At 39.6% G+C, this 21798-nt stretch carries 23 protein-coding genes and 1 pseudogene; 12 read left to right on the forward strand and 12 right to left on the reverse strand.

Annotated features, from left to right (window positions below):
* Positions 1-50: 50 nt before the first annotated feature.
* Both AC6I8J_RS12650 and AC6I8J_RS12655 read left to right on the forward strand, forming a co-directional pair.
* Positions 51-1171, forward strand: a protein-coding gene (locus AC6I8J_RS12650) for an IS3 family transposase (RefSeq protein WP_145032956.1) whose coding sequence is annotated in 2 segments (ribosomal slippage) — positions 51-309 and positions 309-1171 — 1122 coding nt in all. Because the reading frame shifts where the segments join, the coding sequence is not laid out codon by codon here.
* A gap of 41 nt (positions 1172-1212) precedes the next feature.
* Complete coding sequence (locus AC6I8J_RS12655; RefSeq protein ID WP_497825430.1) at positions 1213-2205, forward strand: relaxase/mobilization nuclease domain-containing protein; 993 nt, start codon at positions 1213-1215, stop codon at positions 2203-2205.
* 736 nt (positions 2206-2941) lie between these two features.
* Here the strand turns inward: AC6I8J_RS12655 and yhhC are convergent.
* The 3 genes from yhhC to yhhA are packed head-to-tail and all read right to left on the reverse strand — an operon-like array spanning position 2942 to position 4799.
* Positions 2942-3529, reverse strand: coding sequence for a cyclophane-containing peptide 2OG-Fe(II) oxygenase YhhC (yhhC, locus tag AC6I8J_RS12660; protein ID WP_115765228.1), 588 nt, complete (start codon positions 3527-3529; stop codon positions 2942-2944).
* Entirely contained in the window at positions 3529-4644 is a 1116-nt protein-coding gene (yhhB, locus tag AC6I8J_RS12665) for a cyclophane-forming radical SAM/SPASM peptide maturase YhhB (protein WP_208002948.1), read from the reverse strand. Before yhhB ends, yhhC begins: the two co-directional genes overlap by 1 nt.
* A 5-nt stretch (positions 4645-4649) precedes the next feature.
* The gene (yhhA, locus tag AC6I8J_RS12670) at positions 4650-4799 is read right to left on the reverse strand and encodes a YhhA family cyclophane-containing RiPP (RefSeq protein ID WP_205317927.1); all 150 of its coding nucleotides are present in this window, start codon (positions 4797-4799) and stop codon (positions 4650-4652) included.
* A 390-nt stretch (positions 4800-5189) separates the two neighbouring features.
* Between yhhA and AC6I8J_RS12675 the strand changes: the two are divergent.
* The 4 genes and pseudogenes from AC6I8J_RS12675 to AC6I8J_RS12690 form a co-directional block, all read left to right on the forward strand.
* Positions 5190-5783, forward strand: a pseudogene (locus tag AC6I8J_RS12675) (IS3 family transposase); the annotation flags it as partial.
* A 492-nt stretch (positions 5784-6275) separates the two neighbouring features.
* Positions 6276-6917, forward strand: coding sequence for a DUF4755 domain-containing protein (locus AC6I8J_RS12680; RefSeq protein WP_497825431.1), 642 nt, complete (start codon positions 6276-6278; stop codon positions 6915-6917).
* Between the two features lie 28 nt (positions 6918-6945).
* Positions 6946-7278: a hypothetical protein gene (locus AC6I8J_RS12685; RefSeq protein WP_497825432.1), complete on the forward strand. Its 333-nt coding sequence runs from the start codon at positions 6946-6948 to the stop codon at positions 7276-7278.
* Positions 7279-7471: 193 nt separating this feature from the next.
* The gene (locus AC6I8J_RS12690; RefSeq protein WP_497825433.1) at positions 7472-7798 is read left to right on the forward strand and encodes a hypothetical protein; all 327 of its coding nucleotides are present in this window, start codon (positions 7472-7474) and stop codon (positions 7796-7798) included.
* Here the strand turns inward: AC6I8J_RS12690 and AC6I8J_RS12695 are convergent.
* The gene (locus AC6I8J_RS12695) at positions 7786-8577 is read right to left on the reverse strand and encodes a DUF4225 domain-containing protein (protein ID WP_497825434.1); all 792 of its coding nucleotides are present in this window, start codon (positions 8575-8577) and stop codon (positions 7786-7788) included. The genes AC6I8J_RS12690 and AC6I8J_RS12695 overlap by 13 nt on opposite strands.
* Before the next feature lie 82 nt (positions 8578-8659).
* On the opposite strand from AC6I8J_RS12695, the gene AC6I8J_RS12700 reads away from it, so the two are divergent.
* The 4 genes from AC6I8J_RS12700 to AC6I8J_RS12715 all read left to right on the forward strand — a co-directional run bounded on the left by AC6I8J_RS12700 (position 8660) and on the right by AC6I8J_RS12715 (position 12342).
* Entirely contained in the window at positions 8660-9142 is a 483-nt protein-coding gene (locus AC6I8J_RS12700; RefSeq protein WP_497825435.1) for an Hcp family type VI secretion system effector, read from the forward strand.
* 299 nt (positions 9143-9441) lie between these two features.
* Positions 9442-10476, forward strand: coding sequence for a DUF262 domain-containing protein (locus AC6I8J_RS12705; protein ID WP_346443075.1), 1035 nt, complete (start codon positions 9442-9444; stop codon positions 10474-10476).
* Positions 10454-11530, forward strand: a complete 1077-nt coding sequence (locus AC6I8J_RS12710) for an AAA family ATPase (protein ID WP_346443073.1) — start codon at positions 10454-10456, stop codon at positions 11528-11530. Before AC6I8J_RS12705 ends, AC6I8J_RS12710 begins: the two co-directional genes overlap by 23 nt.
* Positions 11530-12342 (forward strand): hypothetical protein, encoded by an 813-nt coding sequence (locus AC6I8J_RS12715; protein ID WP_346443071.1) that lies wholly within the window; start codon positions 11530-11532, stop codon positions 12340-12342. The genes AC6I8J_RS12710 and AC6I8J_RS12715 overlap by 1 nt, the downstream gene beginning before the upstream one ends.
* A gap of 70 nt (positions 12343-12412) precedes the next feature.
* Here AC6I8J_RS12715 and AC6I8J_RS12720 read toward each other — a convergent pair whose 3' ends face one another.
* The 5 genes from AC6I8J_RS12720 to AC6I8J_RS12740 all read right to left on the reverse strand — a co-directional run bounded on the left by AC6I8J_RS12720 (position 12413) and on the right by AC6I8J_RS12740 (position 17906).
* Positions 12413-12826, reverse strand: a complete 414-nt coding sequence (locus AC6I8J_RS12720; protein ID WP_497825436.1) for a hypothetical protein — start codon at positions 12824-12826, stop codon at positions 12413-12415.
* Positions 12827-12921: 95 nt separating this feature from the next.
* Positions 12922-13341 (reverse strand): hypothetical protein, encoded by a 420-nt coding sequence (locus AC6I8J_RS12725; protein ID WP_497825437.1) that lies wholly within the window; start codon positions 13339-13341, stop codon positions 12922-12924.
* Between the two features lie 12 nt (positions 13342-13353).
* On the reverse strand, positions 13354-15183 hold the full coding sequence (locus AC6I8J_RS12730; protein ID WP_497825438.1) for a hypothetical protein: 1830 nt from the start codon (positions 15181-15183) through the stop codon (positions 13354-13356).
* A complete protein-coding gene (locus AC6I8J_RS12735; protein WP_497825439.1) occupies positions 15176-16696 on the reverse strand; it encodes a site-specific integrase in 1521 nt (506 codons plus the stop codon). Before AC6I8J_RS12735 ends, AC6I8J_RS12730 begins: the two co-directional genes overlap by 8 nt.
* Positions 16689-17906 (reverse strand): tyrosine-type recombinase/integrase, encoded by a 1218-nt coding sequence (locus tag AC6I8J_RS12740; protein ID WP_440829100.1) that lies wholly within the window; start codon positions 17904-17906, stop codon positions 16689-16691. The genes AC6I8J_RS12735 and AC6I8J_RS12740 overlap by 8 nt, the downstream gene beginning before the upstream one ends.
* Before the next feature lie 404 nt (positions 17907-18310).
* On the opposite strand from AC6I8J_RS12740, the gene AC6I8J_RS12745 reads away from it, so the two are divergent.
* A complete protein-coding gene (locus AC6I8J_RS12745) occupies positions 18311-18718 on the forward strand; it encodes a hypothetical protein (protein ID WP_176018952.1) in 408 nt (135 codons plus the stop codon).
* Positions 18719-18810: 92 nt separating this feature from the next.
* Here AC6I8J_RS12745 and AC6I8J_RS12750 read toward each other — a convergent pair whose 3' ends face one another.
* From AC6I8J_RS12750 to AC6I8J_RS12760, 3 genes are all read right to left on the reverse strand, one after another.
* Entirely contained in the window at positions 18811-19134 is a 324-nt protein-coding gene (locus AC6I8J_RS12750; protein WP_277283027.1) for a hypothetical protein, read from the reverse strand.
* Between the two features lie 12 nt (positions 19135-19146).
* Positions 19147-19353 (reverse strand): helix-turn-helix transcriptional regulator, encoded by a 207-nt coding sequence (locus AC6I8J_RS12755; RefSeq protein ID WP_061062976.1) that lies wholly within the window; start codon positions 19351-19353, stop codon positions 19147-19149.
* Between the two features lie 99 nt (positions 19354-19452).
* On the reverse strand, positions 19453-20307 hold the full coding sequence (locus AC6I8J_RS12760) for a DUF6387 family protein (protein WP_497825440.1): 855 nt from the start codon (positions 20305-20307) through the stop codon (positions 19453-19455).
* A 78-nt stretch (positions 20308-20385) separates the two neighbouring features.
* Between AC6I8J_RS12760 and AC6I8J_RS12765 the strand changes: the two genes are divergently transcribed.
* A complete protein-coding gene (locus AC6I8J_RS12765; RefSeq protein ID WP_062758662.1) occupies positions 20386-21510 on the forward strand; it encodes a DUF4062 domain-containing protein in 1125 nt (374 codons plus the stop codon).
* Positions 21511-21798: the final 288 nt, after the last annotated feature.

Consider the following 21798-nt stretch of genomic DNA (forward strand, 5'->3'; position numbering starts at 1 on the left):
ACACACCCCGATGTTAGTAATGTCTTCATAAGCCACATGAGGACATCCCCATGAAGAAGCGTTTTTCCGACGAACAGATCATCAGTATTCTTCGCGAAGCGGAAGCCGGGGTTTCTGCCCGTGAGCTCTGCCGTAAGCACGCCATTTCCGATGCCACTTTCTACACCTGGCGCAAGAAGTTTGGTGGCATGGAAGTCCCTGAGGTGAAGCGGCTTAAATCTCTTGAAGAGGAGAACGCCCGCCTCAAGAAGCTACTTGCCGAAGCCATGCTGGATAAGGAGGCGCTTCAGGTGGCTCTGGGGCGAAAGTACTGACGACAGGCCAGAAGCGGGAAGCCGTTGAGTTTATGTGTGATGCGACCGGTCTGTCGCAACGTCGTGCCTGCAGGCTTACAGGTTTGTCCCTGTCGACCTGCCGTTATGACGCTCAGCGTCCATCTGCTGATGCACATTTATCAGGGCGTATCACTGAACTGGCGCTTGAACGCAGACGTTTTGGTTACCGGCGCATCTGGCAGCTACTGCGTCGGGAGGGCCTTCACGTCAATCACAAGCGGGTATACCGTATTTACCACCTTAATGGACTGAGCGTAAAACGCAGACGACGCCGTAAAGGGCTGGCGACCGAACGGTTTCCGCTTCTACGTCCGGATGCGCCGAACCTGACATGGTCGATGGATTTCGTTATGGACGCACTGGCCAACGGTCGCAGGCTCAAGTGCCTGACCTGTGTGGATGATTTCACGAAGGAGTGTCTGACGATCACCGCTGCTTTCGGTATTTCAGGCGTTCAGGTCACGCGTATTCTGGACAGTATCGCGTTGTTTCGCGGTTATCCGGCTACGATAAGAACCGATCAGGGCCCGGAATTTACCTGCCGCGCGCTCGATCAATGGGCTTTTGAGCATGGTGTGGAACTACGGCTTATCCAGCCGGGCAAGCCGACACAGAACGGATTTATTGAGAGCTTTAACGGCCGATTCAGAGATGAATGCCTGAACGAGCACTGGTTCAGCGATATCGTTCACGCCAGGAAAATCATTAACGACTGGCGGCAGGATTATAACGAGTGCCGTCCACATTCATCGCTGGATTACCAGACGCCAGCTGAATTTGCAGCGGACTGGCGAAACGGGAAATATGAAGAAAAACCAACCGACATTACTAACTGAAGGTTGTATCTAATCTTGGGGGCAGGTCAAAACAGTGGGTTGTGTTTGCCGACGACTATATGAATAGCATGGGGTTCTGTGAGACGCACCTACGTTGTTATGTCCTACATGACGATGAGGCCGGCCAGCACATTCATATCATTGCCAGCAGAGTCGACTTAGTTGGGGGTAAGCTTTACCTGGGCAGGAATGAAAACCTTGCGAGTACCCGCATAATCCAGGAGCTTGAGCTGGCATATGACCTGACCAGAACCAAAGGCCCCTCTCCTTCACATGTTCCTTACCCTGCGAGCAAGCGCAAGAAGCTGTCCCGCAACGAGCAACAGAAAGAGAAGCGCGAAGGTCAGCCAACGCCTAAGACGTTCTTACAGAACACTATCGACGAACTCCTTACGAGTGCCATTAATATCTTGGGCTTCGTTGAAGCACTTACTGAGAACGGTATAACGATCATACCCAATATTTCCTCTACGGGTCGTATGAATGGTTTCTCATTCGAATACTCCGGGATCGCCTTCAAAGCTTCCCAGCTGGGAAAGTCTTACTCATGGGCCAACCTGCAAGAGAAGCTTCGCTACGAACCTGAACGTGACAATCCTCTGCTCTTTGCTTTGAAAGCTTCGTCCATAGGAGATAATGAGAAGAGTGATTTAGTAACAGAAACTACGAAGGAGGATACTAGGCTGTCATTGAATGCTGCCATGGTAAAAGACGTTATTACTCGTCCTCCAGAGCATGAACAGAGAGTTGTAGCAACGGAAACCTACGAGGCAGATATACCTGCCAGCACTGTGCTAACAGTAATGGAATCAGCCAGCAACAAAGACTACCTCATGACAGCAGTCATGAAGTGGCTAATGAGTATTCCGTACCTCGTAGCATTCGCAAAATTGCTCAAAGGGACAGGTAAAACGTTTCTCCACAGAAAATCCTCATTTTCCGTTATCAACGCGGTGAGTTCAGCCGAGCCTGACGTTAAAACCTCAAACGAAGTTACTGAATATTTCATAAAAAGCTCATACACACCTTATTAACCAACTGTATTAAGAACATCATCTTTCCTGCATAAGCACTTCAATATACAAAACAATTGATCGTTTTCACAGATCAATAATAAATTTTATGACAACTTTTAGCTATCAAAAAAGATCTAACGATCGGTACAAGCAATTTGCTTAAGTTTTGAGCTTAACCAAAAAAGCTTAGTAAAAGCATGGACCAATCAGTCAGTTACGAACCACTTATACCTCAACTATTGTTTTAAAAGGAATTCAACATGAGAAGCATTAGTTTGAGAAAATCCTCTTACTTCTGTTCGATCAGAGTCTGGTTCACAATCGGCGTGGCAGTTTTAATCGTTCTCTAGGCAAAACCGACTGACGCAATGTGAATACTTATCTCTGGCGCATTCCTGCTTTTTTCCTTCTAGTAACCGCAGGGATTAGCTACAAAACACAAGAAAGACAATGCTCCTACATTTGATTCCTCCACCCAAGGCAACGACGGCATCAAGAGCCATGAATTCAACGACTTAAAGCTGCAGTCTAATGAGAAGCAGCAAACTATTACGATTAAGAATGGTAGGAAAGAAAAAACGTATCCGTTTAGCTCAATAATCGGATGGCGATACAATTTGGATTTTAAAGGGCGCTTAGAATGTTTTTCACCAACGGGAGTTAAACTCCAAAACGTATATCTAAAGACTCTCTATCGGTTAAAAACCATAGGAAACTGAAGGTGTTAGTCGGATAAATTATTTTTATAGAAAATCTAAGTTGATTTAAGGCTGTTAACGATTGATCTAAATGAATAAACTATAGTCAATCTCTCCCCATTATGGACTGTGCTAACTGCATGATTTGATTTACTAGATATCTCAAAGCCCTGAACACTTCCCGATACTGGATGGATAACTTCAACTATCTCTTGATCATCTAAAATTAGGAGAAACCCACCATTTTCTTCTTGAAAGTTTTTGTTTAATTGAAACAGTATTCTGTGTGTCTCCCTGTTTTCAACATCTCTCATGTCGTTATGTATTTTAATGGTTTGGTTCTTCTCTAACTTATGAGCTACCACATCAATCTCATCTGATAAAATCACTGAGAATATTGACTCTACTTTATCTTTTAAGTTGTAAATAAATTCCTTTTCAGTCAAAAAAGATATCTCTGGTGGGAGTTTTATATGCTGCAAACTAAATTCATACTGTTGGTAAAAGTCTGTCACTTTTAATTTCCATGGAGCTAGTTTTTCCATCCATGAAATTATTAAAAGCTCTTCATCTTTGCTTAATGTTGATTGAGTACTGAAGTATTTATATGGGTTTTTGTTTAACGTTATTTTTGACGGTATCATTATACACTCCCAACTATTTTTTTGACTTTTCTTATTAAAAAAGCGTGATCTGCGCAGTAAACCGATGGGTTATTGTATCCATTATCATCGCTCCATCTGTACAATGGCATCCCCCCACCACATACATTTAAATCGGGACATGAGATACAAATTTCTGATGATGGTTTTTGTAAGTCAGAAACGTCTATGAATTCTTGTGAATTCAGGACTTTATCTAAACTAGTATGTTTTATATTCTCTCTAATTGAGAAGAAATCGGCACCGTCATAAGATGATCGTAACGTGTCGTTTTTCCTTATCTCACCATCAGTTTCTATAATTAAAATTCCAAAATTCTGCGATCCTTTTCCTTCTTTGAAAGATTCCCCCCCCAAGGAAAGCCTGATTATATCGTCTAAAAATGGTATTTTTACTGGGGAGCTATCATTCAAATATTCATCTAGTAGATCAGCTGTCCACTGGCCATACTCAGTTGATGTTAAAGAGTATTTATTTTTAGGTAATCTATCCCTATTTCCATCTTGTAGCAGAAAATCCATAGAGGGAACATCTAGCCCTTTAAAGAAATTATATGTCTCTTTAGCACTAGACTCTAATTGAATAACTGAAAGCGTTCCTGAGAAAAGAAAATCATAATCCCTATGTTTTTTTAACAAATCTATTGCTGCAATGACACTATCGAATGAACTATTTCCTTTCGTTGTTAGTCTTGATATGTCATTTATTTTTTTATCTCCATCAAGACTTATGGATACATTAGCCCTGAACTTTGAAAAGAGATCCAAAAAATCATTGTTCAGCAAAGCTCCGTTGGTTTGGATACTGATAGGATAATTTTCCGGATCAAACGTATCTCTTAAAGATTTTAGCAGGTATTCCATACCCTGCTTTCCAAGTAAAAGGGGTTCGCCACCATGAAGAACGATTGCAAACCCAATTTCTTGTTTCGTACTTTGCTCTAACAGTCTTTTTACGAGGATATCTATTGTATCTAAAGACATTTTACGTGGCTGTTTTTTCCAACTTGTATCTTTCCCTTGATACACATAGCAGTAAGAACAATCCAAGTTACATCGACTAGCTGTCTTTATTAAAACGGTATCCAAGCGAGACATTTAACTTACTGCCCCCTGTTGTGGCGGTTGTGTGTGCGGTCATAGCTTCCATTAACAGTGTTTTGGTTATTGTTTCTAACCTCATCCATCAGACGCTCCAATACAGGGCTAAGATTCTTCTTTACTGCTACAAGAGTTGCTTTCTGGTTGTTCATTTAGTAATCCTCATATGAGCGGGTCAAGTTTTATTATAGCTGAAGCTAAGCTCATGTAATAGAGAAGTTTTTTTTGGCTTAAAATCCATTAAGTACATGATTTTAATAATGTAATAGGATTTATCTTAGAGGCTTTATTTTTTATTTTGCACCAAAACAACCTATATGGGGTTTGAGGGTGTCCTGCTCCTCTAGTGGAATACTAAATCTGGGCACCTGAATAGAGGTGATATCATCGCATCATAGTCAAAACAGGTGACATTATGACCGGACTTAACAGACGCAATTTTAGCCCAGAGTTCCGACTTGAGGCTGCCCAGCTTGTACTCGATCAGCATTACACCGTTGCCTCTGCTGCAACGGCAATGAATGTCGGTAAATCCACGATGGCCGGAGCATCGCTACAAAATAACCACAAAAGAGCATGTGGATATCCCTAATCATCTGGATCGTCAGTTTGCAGCAACGAAACATAATCAGACTTGGTGCGGCTACGTGACCTGCATCTAGACGGGCAAACGCTGGGCTTATCTGGCAGTTGTTCTGGATTTATTTTCCCGCAAGCCAATAGGCTGAACGATGTCGTTTTCTCCGGACTCAGGTCTGATAGGAAAAGCATAAACGATGGCTTGGGAAGTCAGGGGAAAACCGGCTGACGTTATGTATCATTCAGAGCAGGCAATGCACTATAAAAGTAGGAAATTCAGACTGTTACTGTGGCGCTATCGCAAAAGCAAGGCATAAGTCGACGTGGGAAACTGCTGGGACTACAGCCCAATGGAACGATTTTTTCGCAGCCTGAAATCAGAATGGGTACCGAACTGTGGATACGCTAATTTTAGCGAAGCAAATAGATCATTAACGAATTACATCATTGGTTATTACAGCAAGCTCAGACCTCACCAATATAACGGTGGCTTAACACCCAATGAATCAAAGCGATTATTCTGGAAAAACTTTAAAGCTGTGACCAGTTTTTGTTGACCATTAAAAATACCCCTCAGCATTACACGTATGGCATGCGAGCAAACCAGCAGTGCTGACTTCTTCATGACAAGGGTATTGAGATGGCTGCTGAGCATTCCTTACCTGGCCGTTTTCACAGACATGCTGAAGAAGACAGGCAAAACACTTCTCCACAGAAAATCCTCATTTTCGACAATTCATGCAGTCCTCTCAGCTGAACCTGCGTTATCTGAACTACCAGGTAACAGCGAAATACTGGCTGAGCGCATAACAATGCCCTTTCGTTAACCTCCTGCCTCAACGCAATTTTCCAGCCTAAGTTCTTATTTGCACAAACAATTGATCGTTTTTACAGATCGATAAACTACATATAATAGTCAATACCTATCAAAATAGAATCATCGATCGGTACAAGTGATTTGCTTAAGTTTTGAACTCGTTCAAAAATGCGTCCTAAAAGCAGTTACCAATCAGCTAGTTATGAATCACATAATGTCAAAGGTATATAAAATGTACACAGCGGCTTTGAATGGTCAGAAAGTTCGTAAACCTTCTTTCTTTCGTTCTATCAGGTTATGGATTGTTGTACTGGTGATTGTCTGGATACTGACTGATTCAAACCCCAAGGACACTGCAGGTTTCCTGTTCATGTGGACATTACCTGCCTTCTTCTTACTCCTTACGGCATATGTGTCATACACACATAAAAGAGCAAATGCCTCGACTATCGACCTGCTGAACGTCAATGACAACGGATTGTGGAGCCATGAATTCCAGAACACCAAAATGACCATTGATACGAATCGCGAGTTGCTGACCCTGGAAGCTGGTAAGCGCAAGAAAGCTTACAAGTTCAGTGACGTCAAAGGCTGGCGATATCACTTAGCCGTTGGAGGTGAAATCGTAGCTTTTGATTTAGTTGGTATGGCGGGAGCGAAGGGTCACAACAACCTTACCCGCCTTAAAAACTTCGAGAGCTCTGGATTCTTTATCCAGGTGAGAGACATTGAATGCCCGGAGTGGCAGATAAAATTTCACCCCCGTAAAGGCCGGTTCCACCATGAACGAGGGATCCGTGATACGGAAATGCAGTTGAAGCAGTGGTGTGAAATTTTTGACCAGACACTGATTAAATCCACAGCAACACAATAATCATCAATATCAAATAAGGGATTAAGAAATGAATAAACTTTCAATAGTTGCAGTCCTGTCCTTGGCGGCTTTACTTACAGGCTGCGACAGTGAGCCTTCCTCTTCCGAAATCCAGAAAGCTATGCAGGAAAACATTGAGCACACGAACCAGCAAGCCAGACAACGGTTCGGTGAGAACAGCAAAGACATGCTCACGACTCTGAACAAAGCAGAAAAGGTTTCTTGTAAGGAGTCAGAGGCAAAAGGTACATACCTATGCAAAGTGGATACTGACATAACACTACCACTCATGGGCGAGAAGCAAACTGTTGCTGAATTCAAATTCACGAAAAATAATGGGAACTGGAAAGTATCACCTTAATTGAATCCAATAATTAACAATTTCATTTTTCATCGGAATTTCAAAGTACTTTTTTATGCGCAAGTGTTAGCACCAGGGAACCATTCAAAAAAAATAAAAAACCAGAAGCCTTTCAAAGGCCTGTCCGGTTTGTATAGGGCTTAGGTAATGAGTTACAATCAGACTATCTTAAGACAAATGAATGACGCTTATTATGAACAAAATGCAAATCGAAGAAATGCTTGTAAAAGAGGGGTTTACACCAAAAGAAGTCTCTGTGATACGTCAGCATGCTGAGAAAGACGGTTATCCTTATCCCTGGCTCCTTTCACAGTTAAAGAAGAGATTCATAGTTTCAATGATATTAATAGCAATCCTTCTCGCAGGGCTCATCTATACCTTTCGCAGTGGTACACAAGAAAACCTTGTTTCGTATTCAATCACGCTTGTAGCAGGTTTCGTTATTTTATATATATTCGTCCCTTTGAAACCTGCATTTAAAGCTTACAGATTCATGAAAAAGCATGGTCACTCTTTGTAAGTATCAGAGATTGATTTAATGGCTGAAGCGTCATTATAGACTTCAATGAACAGCTCTTTTCTGCTCATTTCCTTAATTCCGCGAACGTAGTCGGTATTAAGGAAATAGTAGAGACGCCAGGCCTCAGGTTTTTGTACCAGACGCACGATACCATAGAGAGACAGTGCCAGGTCCATTGAACTGTATGCTAACTGCCCAACCCTCTGATCGAACCCTAAAAACTCGGCTGTTGCTACATAACCCTGTTTGAGTAATCCTACACTATCAGTTTTGCCATACACCAGGTTCTCAACTGACTCCTGGAAACCGTTGAGTCCATGCAGAACCAACATTCCGCCAAAGGCAGAACCTATGATTGTCCCTGACGCAAGGGAAGCACCGATCACTGATACACCGGCTATTACCTGCATACCGCTTAGCACTACCCCAACGCCATTGATCACATAGCCCCAAAAATCTCCATTCCTGACCAACTGCACCGAAGCATGAACCGCAGCTGTTCCTGCTCTTAGCATTCTGTCCTGAATCGTAAGGTACTCATTTTCCTTTTTGAGATTCTGGATGGATTCCTGGCATTGATCATCAGTGGAGCCAGAACGGATAACGTTAAGCTGAGCGTTAACGAAAGCTTTAACGTTATCTTGGAACTGTAACCTATTAAATCCGTCTTTAAGGTAGATGTGAGAAAGGTGATTAGCATTGCTAACCACCTGATTTGCCTCAGCATGAGCCATAGTCAGAAAGTAATCCTTGAATCGGTCTGGTTTCCAGTAGTCCATGACTGTGCCTTTATGTCATTATACGTATCATTAAGTTTATTTAATCAGATTACCCTTCTCAGGGAAAGAAAAAGGACCAGCCATGAGCACAGATCTCTTCTTGAAAATTGATGGCATTAAAGGTGAATCACAGGACAGTAATCATAAAGGCTGGATTGCGATTGAATCTTTCACATGGGGCGCTAACCAGCCAGGCAACATGGTAGTTGGAGGCGGAGGTGGTGCAGGAAAAGTTCAGTATCGCGATCTCTCGGTTCAGGCCCACATAGACAAAGCAACTCCTGCAATCATGCGCTATGTCTCTAACGGCAAGCATGTAGGTAAGCTAGAGCTTTCAGTATGTAAGGCCGGAGGCAGCCAGATCGAGTATTGCCGTATTACGCTTGAAGACGTCCTTATCACCAATGTGATTTTCAATGGCACTACAAGTCGTGATCTGATCGGAATCACATATCAGTTCCAGGCTTCAAAAGTTAAAACACAGTACTGGGAACAGTCAGCAAGCGGCGGCAAAGGTGCCGAAAGCCAGTCGAGTTGGGACATCAAAGAAAGTAAAGAGTTATAGTTTTTTTTAATAACTCAAAAAACTCAAATATGCCATTAGATTAATCATGAAGAAATTAATTTAAAATTTTATTTTTTCATAGAATCTATATTATTCATGGTATACAACTAGGATAACATCCCCGAAATATTTTTTTATCCTTAGTAAATTACTATAGTTTTTAATTTTCAAAAAGTTCGTAGTTGATATTCAAGCAGTTAATAAGTCAAAATTCACCTTAATAAACTAAATGTAGAAATTGATTTCCATGCAAAAGTCATGTTAAAATGAATGGTTTTCTATAAAAAAAAGAGGGAATTATGAGTGATGGTTTCTACCAAAATATTATAGAAGGAGGGTTTAGATACAAAAGATTAGACCTTTCAGCCTCACTTATACTCCGAAAAAAACTGAACGGAAGTTTAGATATACACTCTCAATTCAAAGGCCATGAGAACTGGAGTCAAGTAAGAAAAAGTAAATTTATTGAGTCCACATTATTGGGAATACCCACAAATTCTATTTTTTGTGAAGAGAACAATGATGGTCAATGGTTTGCTTTAGATGGTATTGAAAGGCTAAATTCCATTTGTGACTTCATGCTTGATAGATATCCTTTGCGAGGTCTATCAATATATTCTCATTTAGATGGGAAGGTATTCAATGATTTAAGCTTTAGAGATAAAAACATAATATCTGATAGATATACATTAAGCTTTATCATTACAAGTTATGATACGCCAGCTTTTTTAAAGTTAGAGTTTTTAAAACGCATTCATTCCAACGATTATAAATTTAACGCACAATCCGCAAGAAATTATGCATACCCTGATGTTTCGCTTTATTTGAAAGAAATAGCTAACAATCTGAATGGAGTTATTAACTTTACAAGCTTTAACAGAAGTTATGATCCCATGATTGGTTCTTTAGAAATTGATAGTTTTCTTCTTTATTTAATCTGTATTGTTTTTATTAAGCATAATATCATTAGCGCTCCGTTTAGAAATGAAACAATTATAGACTTAATGGATCGGGTAACTATATTAATTCACGAACGTGAAGGCTTGAAGTTTGGATTAGGTGAACACATCAAGGAAATTACAAATAAAATTTCACCTCTTTATTTTTATGCCACGTTGAATATAAATTGCATTAAGGAACGGCTTTCTTTTGGCGGCCATGAATCATTAAGTATGGAACGTTTTATTAACTATTTCATTGCTGCAATTAAAAATAATAACATTTATGACATCATGGAAAAAAGAGTACCTAAGTTTTTCGATTTAGGTAGAAGTTCATCTCTAATTTACAAGGAACTTAAAGAGGATTTCAATGATAAGCAATTTACATATTAAAAACGTAAAGTGTTTTAAAGATGCCAATTTCAATTTCTCTCCTCTAACGATTTTCTGCGGAGCAAACTCGGCTGGCAAATCAACTGCTATACAATGTTTATTAATTTTAAGACAGAATTATAATAAGCATAAATTTGAGAAAAATAAAATATTCCTTAATGGTGAGTATTTTTCAGCTGGGCATGTAAGTGATTTTATTAACCACGATGCAGATGGAGAGTGTCTCTCAATTAAAGTCGATGATGTAAGTTTTGAGTCTAAACTTTCTGAAACAATTACTGATGAATATTATATTTCAATTAATAGTAATGTAAAAACTGAGCTAGATTTTTTTCATAAAAGCTTTCATTATCTGAGTGCTTATCGTCTTGCGCCACAAAATAGTTATGAGATTAATCACGACACATCTAATATTAATTTCGGTATATATGGTGAATTTGCCATCTCTGAATTAATAAGATATCAAGATGTGGCTGCTCCAAATCAAAAACTTGCGCGTTTAATTAGTCAACACCTGACAAATAGTAGTGTTAAGTTAGAGATTGCTTTCAAAGAAGCAATGAAAAAAATAGTGCCCGAATTCGATATAAAATTGAGCGAATTTCCTGATATGGATAAAGTTGCTAATGCTTTTCCAACAAATGGTACTTTGAATGCTGTAAGACCTGTAAATACCGGATTTGGAGTAAGCTATGTATTGCCCATCATACTTGCTGCTTTATGTACAAATGAAAATGGCATATTGATTGTTGAAAACCCGGAGGTTCATTTACATCCATCTGCACAATCAGCATTAGCAGAGTTTTTAACATTGGCTTCAACTTGCAATATACAAGTAATAATAGAAACTCATAGTGACCATATAATTAATGGCATGCGTGCAACTATAAAAGAAAAGTCACTGCCAAATGATTTAGTAACTATAAACTCTATAAAAAATGTGAATAGAGAGCGTCTAATTACAGAAATTAAAATCTCATCAGAAGGTGATCTTAGCGATATCGATGAAGGTTTTTTTGATCAAGCAGAAAAAGATCTGATGAGGCTGTTCTAATGAAACTATTTCTTAACGATGTTTCAATATCGTCTCAAGCACAAAATTTTGAGCAAGCAAAAAAAATTATCCAAGAAATGATTATTGCTTTTTCTCATGCAAAATCAGTTGCTTCGGAAAAAAAGGGATATATAACAAAAAGCCTTAAAAATAAGTACATTACTCATGACATGACTATACATGATATTATTTTTAAACTCGACGCTAAAAATAGTGATGAAGAAAAACTTAGAAAATTAATGATCGAAGTTTTAATGAAAAGACCTCATTGCGAAGATAAACATATAAACATAAATGATACAATTGAAGATAAGCTAAAAACCTGTCTAAAAGAAACTTGTTTTGATGATGCCAGTAGTTCAGTGTGTGGTTCTTTAGTCATATCTGCTAAAGGATGGACTTTTAGTGATACTACGAACATTGAAATAAAGAGTTCTATTTATGGTATAAAAAAAATCATGAATTATAGTTCATTATCTGATATTGACAAGATATTAAGAAAATATGAACATAATGAAAAACACCAAAAAGAAACTAGATTTTTAAATGGTGAGGAAGCTAGTGCAATGGATCTTTCTGACTCAGAAGCGCAAATTGCACTGTGCAACGGAATTTTGATCGGTAAAAGGATATACTCCTTCTTTAAAGGTAATTGGTATCAATTTCACCCTCATGATAGTAATATTTCTTTATATCATGGATTTAGATTAAAATGCTTAACTGAAAATAATTTAGATCATTCACTGGCAAAAAAAATACACTCATCTTTTTCAGGCATAGATTATGGCCAAGTAGATTCTAATTACCTCTAACTAACCTTTAAAAATGGCTGGCTATTTATGATTTTATTAAAAAATATCTATCAATAGTCAGTCATTTTAATTATTTTTTATTTATTTTACCTTTGAATAAGTTCACCCCAAGCTCTAATATCTTTCTTTCATATTTAACACGTTCTTGATGATAAAGCTCCTCCGCATCTTCTTCATTATCTAATACGTAAAAAATCAAAATATGAAAAAAACAATAAATATCATGATCAAACCCTAACTTTAAAATGATTCTTGGGGAACTCGATTTAAGAGCGTTTGAAAGCATAGATATGATCGTAAAACGATCTGCACGTTCTGTTTTAGATTGTGGAAGGTAGTACTTAATGTAGTAGCCGACACAGAATAGCCAGATATATCTAATTATCTTGTCCTGAGCAAAACCTGATTTTTTTAATCTCTCAATGAACATTTGTAAAAGCAAAAGTAACTTTTCTTCCCTTGAAAGAGCGTCTGTATTTTTCATAGATTGCGTCCTTGCAAAATTGATCAACCACTCCCTGGTTGTATATACAAGATAACATATAATTTTAATTGCGCAATATCTGCGCAACTAAATATTTAATCAGCATTTGTTTCCCTGTCTATCCTGGGCAATCCATTATTAAGTTGTTCAAAACTGAGTCCGTGATTAATAGCATTAAACTGCCATACAACAAACCTCTCTTCCAGACTCCTTAGCTCTTCTGCCAGTACCTTATTTTTGAATTCGAGATTACTGATACGCTGTGAGGCCATTTTTAAATTAGCTGGCCGTTTTTCTTCATCGTTTCCAGACTTAATATTTTTCTTCTTAATATTGAAAGCCATGACAATATCTTTGTGACGCCCCAGTGACTGACGGGTTGGTCGCTTACCAATCAGAGGTTCAAGCCTATCACAAAGATATTCCCATGAAAGCTTACCTGACTTCTCACTGTCCCAACCTGCTATTGTGTTTTTAATTATGCTGATATCTTTATCATCTAGATGTTTAGCCATATGACTCTCCTTTTAATTATGATTAATCCTTTCATTTCCAATCAGTTCATTTCTGCTCGCGCCTGTGAGATTTTTCATATGTGTAAAATCATCACCCTCCAGTCTTACCATCGCCCCGTCCTCAAGATTTTTGCTTTTGAGTAACGCTATCAAATCCAGAAGTCTTGCTTGAGTTCTTTCGTGATAGGCCGCCCACTTGTCAGCCCCGTATTCCTCTTCCATATCAACCTTTGCCTTTTCAAGGAGCTGCTCTGTGTAGGCCGCAGTAGCTTCCAGCCTGCCTAGCGAGGCTTTGTCCCCTTTCACGCACACATGATTGCTGCAATTGATACAGTCCCTGAACTTCGTACACGGAGAGATTACGTAGTCATGAGTGCAGTAGCCAAACTCTGTCACGTGAATGGCTGCGTGGCCTGTATCTTTGACATCAATACGCCATGAAGGGTTTGCTATAGCTCTTGGGGTGGTGTTTTCTGGTTTAATGCCAATATTCTGCACACCACGCTTAACTGACTCTTGGACCTTCTCTTCCTGGCTGACGTGGTTATAGGTCCTGTTTTGTGTCTCCCTCACTCGTCCTGACCACTTGGCTAGTTCAAAATCTCCAAGCCCACCACGTTGTGCAATCGTATTAAGTAAGTGTCTTGCCTGATGACTTCTGAGTGAAAGGTTATTCCCCTTTGACCCTTTGTAGCCGTGCCTGTCAAAAATCGTAGAAATGGAGTGCGTCCTGCGATACTCAGTGCTTCCCAGATTGGCGCTGACCAGATTGGCGGTTGGTCTGAAAAGAGATCTTTGCGTCGTTAAACTTGCACTGAGCTGATACCGGAGCAGAAGACATAGTGCGTTGCTGTATCGTACGTTCTTTTCTTTGTCGTACCAGGGGAAGTCTGGGTAAAGCTCACGGCCCTCACCAGAAATCTCAATCTCCCCGGCATATGTCCGGGCGTTTTCTGAAAGAGTCCTCAGCCTCCTGATAGCTATCTCAGCAACCGGGACCATGACTTCTGGAATCCACTTCACATTTCCACCAAAGCCTTTTTCGGAATAGAATCTCAACCCATACCTCAGCTTTCCTTCCCTGTCCGCCTCACGGATTTCACAATCCGCAGGGAGCGTCAGGATTTCAGTTACTCTGGAAGGCGCACACATAAGCAACGCAAAGACAGAGCTTATGAATACGTCCATTTCTGAAAGCTGACCGTCTGGAAGTGCGAAGATTTCAGCGATAGCATTCAATGACTCTTCGTCAGGTAACTTTGCCTCACGGGCTTCTTGTGCAGTTTTAGTGAGCCTGTGGCTTGCTTCCGGCGCTTTAAGTGGGCTCTTCCAGAGCAGTGACTGAGTGATCAGGAATTCTTTTTCTCTGAGAAATGAAACCAGTCCTTCCAGTACTTTGCCGCAGGCGTGCGCTACTGCTTTGGTGTATGTGCTTTTTAAGGTGACAACGCATTGGTCCAGAACAGTGAGGTTAACGTACTGAATATGACTCCGCCCATTGACTCGCAATAGGGCGGCCTCAAGTGTTCTGAAAACGATATTCAGACGCTGATTGATTTTCTTGCCCCCATTCATGTAGTGGTAAAGGACATAGCTTTTAGCGAACTCAATAAAATTCTTGTCTAAGGGCTCATTTACAATAACAGAACTTTTTTTTACGCCTTTGACAGGGGTTTTAGTGAAAAGGAAAACTTTTGGCCAGTTAACCTTCTCCCATCTCACAAGGTCGTTTTTATTGAGAGTGAACCGACAGTAGCTCACAAAATCATCTATTTTCTGCGCGCAATGTTTTTCCCTGCGCGTTTCGAGTACTCTAACTTTATCATTTTTGATATTATCCATTTGACACCTCCGGGTTTGATTTAATTTCTTTGCACTTATTTATCACCTCTGATACTGCAATAATTGTTCTGTCCAGTATTTGTGTAGTCATAGGATCAGCCACTATGCACTGAATCCTGTTACGCTCATCGAGTAAATATTCGAGTAATTTTTCATGCGGCCCTTCAACAAAAGGTCTGAAATGCATGCAGGTGTAACAGGGGATGGGCACACATGCTGTGCAGGATTTGCAACTGCCGCATTGTCCTGTTTTTTCACCAGTATTATTCCTGATACTGCCACCGGGATATTTATCCTCACTCTTGTTAATCAGCATTCCCTGAAACATCTTTGAGTAGTAGCCAAGCTCAACTGAAACGGCATCTTCGATTTTATTTAAACTATCTGGACCTGACTGAACATAAACGCCTGTATACATTAAAGTGGAATGATCAAGTAATTCGCCTATGACGACTTCTCCATAACCTTCTCTGGCAAGCCGGGTTCCTAAGGTATAGCGAAACCGCCTGGCATTCATATTTATTACTTCACCCGTCCTTTCCGAGATCACGTTCTCTGTTGTAGCTATTTTTTTGAGCGTTTGAGTGCACTTTATCGCATAGGCATGAAGTCTGTCTGAAGAAAGAATCTCATGTAAATTCTCACACTCAACAACCCCCTCAAGCCTTTCCTGACAGACAAACAATGGTAATTCTAATATCTCCTTCTCAGAGAGTTTTCTACCGATCTGCTTGCTAAAACTCTCAGAAACAATACGTGCCTGCTCTTTAAATATGTTGAATAATTCATCTGTAATTCTGAATCGCCTGAATGAGGCTCTATACTTCTCACCTTGCTTTATTCTGGGGATATTTATATAGCATTCGTTTATAGCTCTTTCTTTTATGATATCTTTCGTTTTTATCTGTGTGATTTGTAAACTTCTTCTGCCCGTGTGAATGGTGATTAAAGCCATTGCCAGATCAGAATAGGATATCGTCCCCTTCTGGTATGCGCGTGAGACAGCATCGTAAAAGTTATCAAACTCCATGTCTGTCAGAGGCCCCTGGTAAGGGTCTCGTCTTTTAACCACCTCCCCCTTTTTATTGTCTTTTATCGTCCAGTTATCAACGAGGTCTACACAATTTTTGGTAATCCCCTCAAAACCTAGTTCATACCATTTTTTGATTAGGATTCTGAGACAAATGAGATCCTGATTCGAGAACTTATCACTTGATTTTGTTGTTAGCATTACAGCTTCGTCAATTGAATCAAAGCTCATAAACGAAATGAATTTCATGAAAACCCTGTTAATTTGCTTAACAGAACCAGGGCTGATTTCTTCTGCGAAATATTTCAGTGTATTCACATAGCCGAACCTGAGGTTGCCTGACAACCTTTTAGTGACCTCACCCACATTCAGTTTTATATTTCTACTTAACTCCCAGAATTCATCATCCAATCCAAATGTGTAACTTTCATTTTTTGCATGAAAGATATCTCGATGCGCGTCCAGAAAATTTAATTTATTCATAAGACACCCCACTGCGCTTTTGGAAAATAACTTTCTGAACTGCCAGGGCTGCTTCCTCTGATTTTGAAACGATAAACCGTCTGTTGTAGGTCTGTGCTGTTCCAGAACCCGGCTCCCAACCCATATGGTTGGAACGCATTTTCTCTTGCATCTCTTCACTCACATACTCGGTACTTTCATCCATCAGTTTCGAAAATAAATAGTTCCAGGTATGTCTGAACTTATGTCCAGTCAACTGGCTTAAACCTGAGTCAATGCCTCTGAGTCTGTAAATGATCTTATGGTATGAAGGAACCGACAGAGGATCGCCACGTGTCTCTCCTTCTTTGTGAGTAATAAAAAGGTATCCGTGCTTTTTCTTTCTGATATTGGCTTTTCTTTCGCCTGTAATATATGAATGGAGAAGTCTGGTAAGTTCGTCAGACATGGGTAAATTTCTTTCAAGCGTTTTTACGAGGGGCTGATTGACTCTTGTGTCCTCAATACTGTCAGCCCTTCGTCTTACGAAAAGCATTTGCGCCGCAAAATCAATATCTTCAACTCTCAGGTTCAATAACTCTCCACACCTTATCCCTAATGAATGTAATATTATGACTATAAGCTGATTTCTATGGCGAACTTTTTTGTCGAATGGATTCAATTCACATTGAGGATCAATAACTGAAAGAAGGATTTCCAGGTCTTCTTCTTCGATTGTTTTATAGACGTTGCCTTCTGAATTCCTGTATTTTATCTTCGGCCTTCTGGCTTTTATTTTTTTCACGAAGTAGGAAATTTTCCTGTAGCCATCATCTATATTTTTGATAGTTAGCTGACACAACCATTCGAGATATTTTGCTATTGTCGTAAGCCGTATATACTTTGTCGCACTGCATACTCCAGGATGATGATCTTTGATATTAATCACTTTCGCAGTTCTCATCCTCTTCCCGACAAAATCCCGCAGAAGATCAATTTCGTTGTTATCCAGGAATCTGGCTGTTTGAATTCGCTCTTCAATGTCTATGTTACGTATAAAAAGAAAACGATAAAAAAGTGCGATACACCCTGCCTGAGTCTCAATCGTTTTTATCGATTCATTACTATTTCTCAGTTGCGTTGTAATAAATAAACATGGATAAAATACCGGGATACCTGTTTTCTTGTTTTTTATAATGCAATAGCGCTCACCATTTTTCATTTTAAACGTTTTAATACCAAATCTTTCCATAAACTCTCCTTTATTTCAGTTAAATTCTTTGCAAAACAGGTATAGGTTAAATATTCAAAAACAATGACCTACAATAATTTTGCAAAAATATTCTATTAATATACCGCTTAATAACTGTCAATAAAGGATGGCACTAAATATTCTTTCCAAATGTTAATAAGGTATATATAAGGATGTTTCTATTTACCTGATACCTTCAAAACACTCTGTGCAGCTTGATACAACTAACTTCGCTTTATTTCCGTAAAGAATTTTGCAAAATTTAAGCTGTTTTGGCTTTTAATTCTTTCCATTTTATCGACAACTTTCACGGTATTAATTTTTAATAACACAACTATTTAACTAGTCAATACTTGCTTTTACTTTATCATTTGTTATATATAAATAAAAACCAGGGAGATCCTATGATTGATATTAAAAATAACTTAGAAATTATGTGGGTATATTTTCCTGATAATGAAAACGAGATCCTGCAAGAATTAAATGAATCATCTGCCTTCGAGTTCTACGATCGCTACCTGTTAGAGTTATCAGCAAGTGAGTTCCTTGATTTCTTCCAATATTTATCAGACTACAAAATAGATAATAATCTTGATGATAAACATTCAATATCTCAACTCATAAGCTATGGATTTGGTCAGCAATTCACTCTCGACGGAGAACCGCAATTCGAAAACTTTATGTCTATTCAATCACGTGTTGCCGATCTTAGAAGCGAACATTTAACTCAAAGAATTAAAAATGAACAGGAAGTGTTGGATTCGAAGATTGAACCACTATCAGAAACCATAAAAAAGCCATACAGATTGTAATTCATATATATGAAGGGCCATGCATATGATACATGGCCCCATTCCTGTTACTGCCAAATTAACTCTATACAAATAAGGTTTTTTAAAAAATCTTACAACTTAAAATTCTTAAATTCATGTTCAGATTTAAATAAAAGGATCATTTTTGCCAAATTTTCAACATCTGCTTTCTGTTTAAATAAAGTCATCCATATTGAAAAGACCGCGTACTGTATTTTAAACTCAAGTTCAAAAATAGCAGATACTGCCCCCTTTATATTCCCTGAGAGATATTCTCCCAACCAGAAAGCAATGCTTTTAGAAAATTCATCATTACACATGGCTACAACTTCGTCATGTTCGAATTTTTCATCAAATGCTTGTTTATTCATGTCCGCGAAATATTTATTAGTGCTGATAAAATCATTCAGTTTCATAATAAAGCCCTCTTAAAAGGTTTCGCTTCGTGATTTAGAAATTAACATTTCAATCCATTCATCAATTTCACCCTCAATAAATGCCACCGCACGAGAGCCAATCTTGATAGGTTGAGGAAACTGCTTTTGATTGATCAACTCGTAGATCCAAGAACGGCTAAAACCAGTCCTCTCAATCACAGCAGGTAAACGCATTAGTTTCGTATTTTGTGTTTTCATGTTGCTCTCCTCGGTGCAGTTTCGACGAGAGCAAATGTAAGGGAAATATGGAGAGGAGGGTTAGTGCGACTCAAGACAACAGAACCGCTGAAGGATAGGTCAGTTAGAATCCGAGAGTTTCATAACCTCCGAAACTCTCATGTTTTTCAGGTGTAGGTTTCGATTTATGAAGAAGTTGAACTGCCTAATGAAATCTATGGTCGCAGCTTTCATCGCAAGGGGTCTGTCTGCGTCTTTGATATGGTAGTGCAGACGAATAACTGCCTCATCATCTTCGTCTGTGTACAAAAGTCTCGACAGCCTGTCGTCTGAAAGGCGTAGGTCATTCATTTTTGCCCACAGAAGCACGTCGAGCATTGCTATGAGCCGATAAGAGATAACCTTCTTAATTGTGCCGTAGCCGAAGCGCACAGCTCTTGACTCGTCAGCTTCAATCCCCTTCACGCGTCTCCATTGCGGAAGAGCTGATTTGATAGACTCTGCAATTTCATCGTCTGTACCACTGGCAAGGTCGATTTCTAAAAGGACGGTGCTTTCACATATCGCTGACATAACCGTAGATACATATGCTTCATGGTGGGGAAGGTTGACGCAGTACTCGTCACTACCTTGCTCCCAAGAGAACAGATTGACCCGGAGACCAGTTACACTAAGTTGAGCAAGTCTGGTTATATCAGTAATGAAGACGTGAGGAATGCTTTGAAGAGTTTGATCATCTTGCATGTAGTTAAGCTGTTCGGGCTCGAAGAGGAAAGGCTTCCCATTGAAGATCTGTCTCATGTATCCACCAAGACCGACCTTTTCCTCTTCAGTCGGCCATGGCTTAAAAAGAAGGGCTCTTGCCCATAACTCGTGGTATAGCGCATTGAGCGTTGTATCTTCAAAACTTTTATAGTTTTCTATGTTCAGCCAAGCTTTAACTGCTCTTGTATCCTCAGCAGACCAATTTTTCATAATTTTCCTATTTGGTAATAAAGTTCGACTCACGATTAATGCCTATACTTATTAATAACCTGTCTGCTGAGAATTCATATGAATATTTTCATAAGTTCGTTGATATCGGGTTTTGAAGATAAAAGAAAAGCTGTCAAGGATGCCGTTTGTGTTCTTGGGCATAAACCTCTTATGGCAGAGGATTTTGGGGCTAGAGCAAATTCGCCACAAATCACTTGTCTTAACGGTGTTCGTGAATCTGACGCTGTAATTTTGATTTTAGGCTCTCGATATGGAGCGATACAACAGTCAGGCCTATCAGCAACCCACGAGGAAGTCATCGAAGCTCGTAATACCAAGCCCTTGATTATCTTCATCGAAAGTGAAATCAGCGAAGCGGAACCTGAACAGGATAAACTGATAAAGGAAGTAAGTACTTGGGAAAAAGGCCTTTTTAGAGGGGAATTTTCTTCAGCTGAAGATCTAAAAGCTAAAGCTCTTAAAGCAATTCATGACCTTGTACTTGCCCGTGCAGTAGCACCTCTTGATCCTGTGGGCCTTAAAACTAGAGCAGTTGAGAATCTGCCGCGCAGTAACCAAACTTTTTCACAAAGCGCAATCAATCTGGATATCTCAATTGCTGCCGGCCCTGATTCAACCATTATCCGTCCTGCTCAAATGGACTCTAAAGAGCTCGAGGATAAGTTATCAAAAGAAGCTCTTTTCGGCAGGCATGCTATCTTCGACAAGCAATTTGGCACAAATGTATCGCTTGAAAATGGAGCGCTGTGTATATGTCAGACGCTAAACCGGGATCTTAAGAATCTTGTAAAGCTACATTCTAATGGCGATCTACTGATCTCATTACCTTTGTCTTCACCTTCAGGAGGCCTTCCCGCCATCATCGAAGAACAGGTAACTGAGCAGCTCTCAAAAGCTTTAGATTATGCTTTATGGATCTACTCTGACATCGATCCTACACAACGATTAACTCATCTCGTGCCTGCACTAAGCATATCAGGTGGCTCCTCAGCCTCATGGAAAACTCAGGCTGAGTACCTGGCTAGTCCCAATACTATGTATTCATCATTCTCAATGGGACAAGATAAAGCTCCGGTCTTCTTGAACCCTGCTCATGTTGGAAGACAGGCATTTACCTTAGATAAGCTTTTATATGTCGAAGATTTCATAGCCCTCTTACGACGACAATGGAAAAGTAAGTAAATTTCATAAGCACATGTTTTAGGCATATGCATAGGCATATTTAACTTATATATCAGTTTTAAATACCTTTAAATGCATAAGGTTAGTTTAACTTTTCAAATCCTCTCGTGCCGACCAAATTCCCCGAAAAGCAGCCCAAAAGGCTGCTTTTTGCGTTTCTGTCATCAGACCTTCACTTTCCTCGCACCTTCCGCAATCCGATCTATACTTAAAAGCATGTGGGTAACAAGAGGAGAGTTCATGACATTCATCGAAAAAGACGATCCAACAGAAGCACCCGAGTCTGGC

This window comes from Pantoea sp. X-Soil-ISGK-355 (assembly GCF_059730805.1).

What these genes read in the sequence shown, in the direction of transcription:
- AC6I8J_RS12730 (WP_497825438.1), bottom strand. Translation starts at nt 15,183, where the DNA reads ATGGATAATATCAAAAATGATAAAGTTAGAGTACTCGAAACGCGCAGG.
- AC6I8J_RS12755 (WP_061062976.1), bottom strand. Translation starts at nt 19,353, where the DNA reads ATGAAAACACAAAATACGAAACTAATGCGTTTACCTGCTGTGATTGAG.
- AC6I8J_RS12705 (WP_346443075.1), top strand. Translation starts at nt 9,442, where the DNA reads ATGAGTGATGGTTTCTACCAAAATATTATAGAAGGAGGGTTTAGATAC.
- AC6I8J_RS12710 (WP_346443073.1), top strand. Translation starts at nt 10,454, where the DNA reads ATGATAAGCAATTTACATATTAAAAACGTAAAGTGTTTTAAAGATGCC.
- AC6I8J_RS12720 (WP_497825436.1), bottom strand. Translation starts at nt 12,826, where the DNA reads ATGAAAAATACAGACGCTCTTTCAAGGGAAGAAAAGTTACTTTTGCTT.
- AC6I8J_RS12760 (WP_497825440.1), bottom strand. Translation starts at nt 20,307, where the DNA reads ATGAAAAATTGGTCTGCTGAGGATACAAGAGCAGTTAAAGCTTGGCTG.
- AC6I8J_RS12695 (WP_497825434.1), bottom strand. Translation starts at nt 8,577, where the DNA reads ATGGACTACTGGAAACCAGACCGATTCAAGGATTACTTTCTGACTATG.
- AC6I8J_RS12750 (WP_277283027.1), bottom strand. Translation starts at nt 19,134, where the DNA reads ATGAAACTGAATGATTTTATCAGCACTAATAAATATTTCGCGGACATG.
- AC6I8J_RS12715 (WP_346443071.1), top strand. Translation starts at nt 11,530, where the DNA reads ATGAAACTATTTCTTAACGATGTTTCAATATCGTCTCAAGCACAAAAT.
- yhhC (WP_115765228.1), bottom strand. Translation starts at nt 3,529, where the DNA reads ATGATACCGTCAAAAATAACGTTAAACAAAAACCCATATAAATACTTC.
- AC6I8J_RS12690 (WP_497825433.1), top strand. Translation starts at nt 7,472, where the DNA reads ATGAACAAAATGCAAATCGAAGAAATGCTTGTAAAAGAGGGGTTTACA.
- AC6I8J_RS12685 (WP_497825432.1), top strand. Translation starts at nt 6,946, where the DNA reads ATGAATAAACTTTCAATAGTTGCAGTCCTGTCCTTGGCGGCTTTACTT.
- yhhA (WP_205317927.1), bottom strand. Translation starts at nt 4,799, where the DNA reads ATGAACAACCAGAAAGCAACTCTTGTAGCAGTAAAGAAGAATCTTAGC.
- AC6I8J_RS12725 (WP_497825437.1), bottom strand. Translation starts at nt 13,341, where the DNA reads ATGGCTAAACATCTAGATGATAAAGATATCAGCATAATTAAAAACACA.
- yhhB (WP_208002948.1), bottom strand. Translation starts at nt 4,644, where the DNA reads ATGTCTCGCTTGGATACCGTTTTAATAAAGACAGCTAGTCGATGTAAC.
- AC6I8J_RS12740 (WP_440829100.1), bottom strand. Translation starts at nt 17,906, where the DNA reads ATGGAAAGATTTGGTATTAAAACGTTTAAAATGAAAAATGGTGAGCGC.
- AC6I8J_RS12735 (WP_497825439.1), bottom strand. Translation starts at nt 16,696, where the DNA reads ATGAATAAATTAAATTTTCTGGACGCGCATCGAGATATCTTTCATGCA.
- AC6I8J_RS12745 (WP_176018952.1), top strand. Translation starts at nt 18,311, where the DNA reads ATGATTGATATTAAAAATAACTTAGAAATTATGTGGGTATATTTTCCT.
- AC6I8J_RS12700 (WP_497825435.1), top strand. Translation starts at nt 8,660, where the DNA reads ATGAGCACAGATCTCTTCTTGAAAATTGATGGCATTAAAGGTGAATCA.
- AC6I8J_RS12765 (WP_062758662.1), top strand. Translation starts at nt 20,386, where the DNA reads ATGAATATTTTCATAAGTTCGTTGATATCGGGTTTTGAAGATAAAAGA.
- AC6I8J_RS12680 (WP_497825431.1), top strand. Translation starts at nt 6,276, where the DNA reads ATGTACACAGCGGCTTTGAATGGTCAGAAAGTTCGTAAACCTTCTTTC.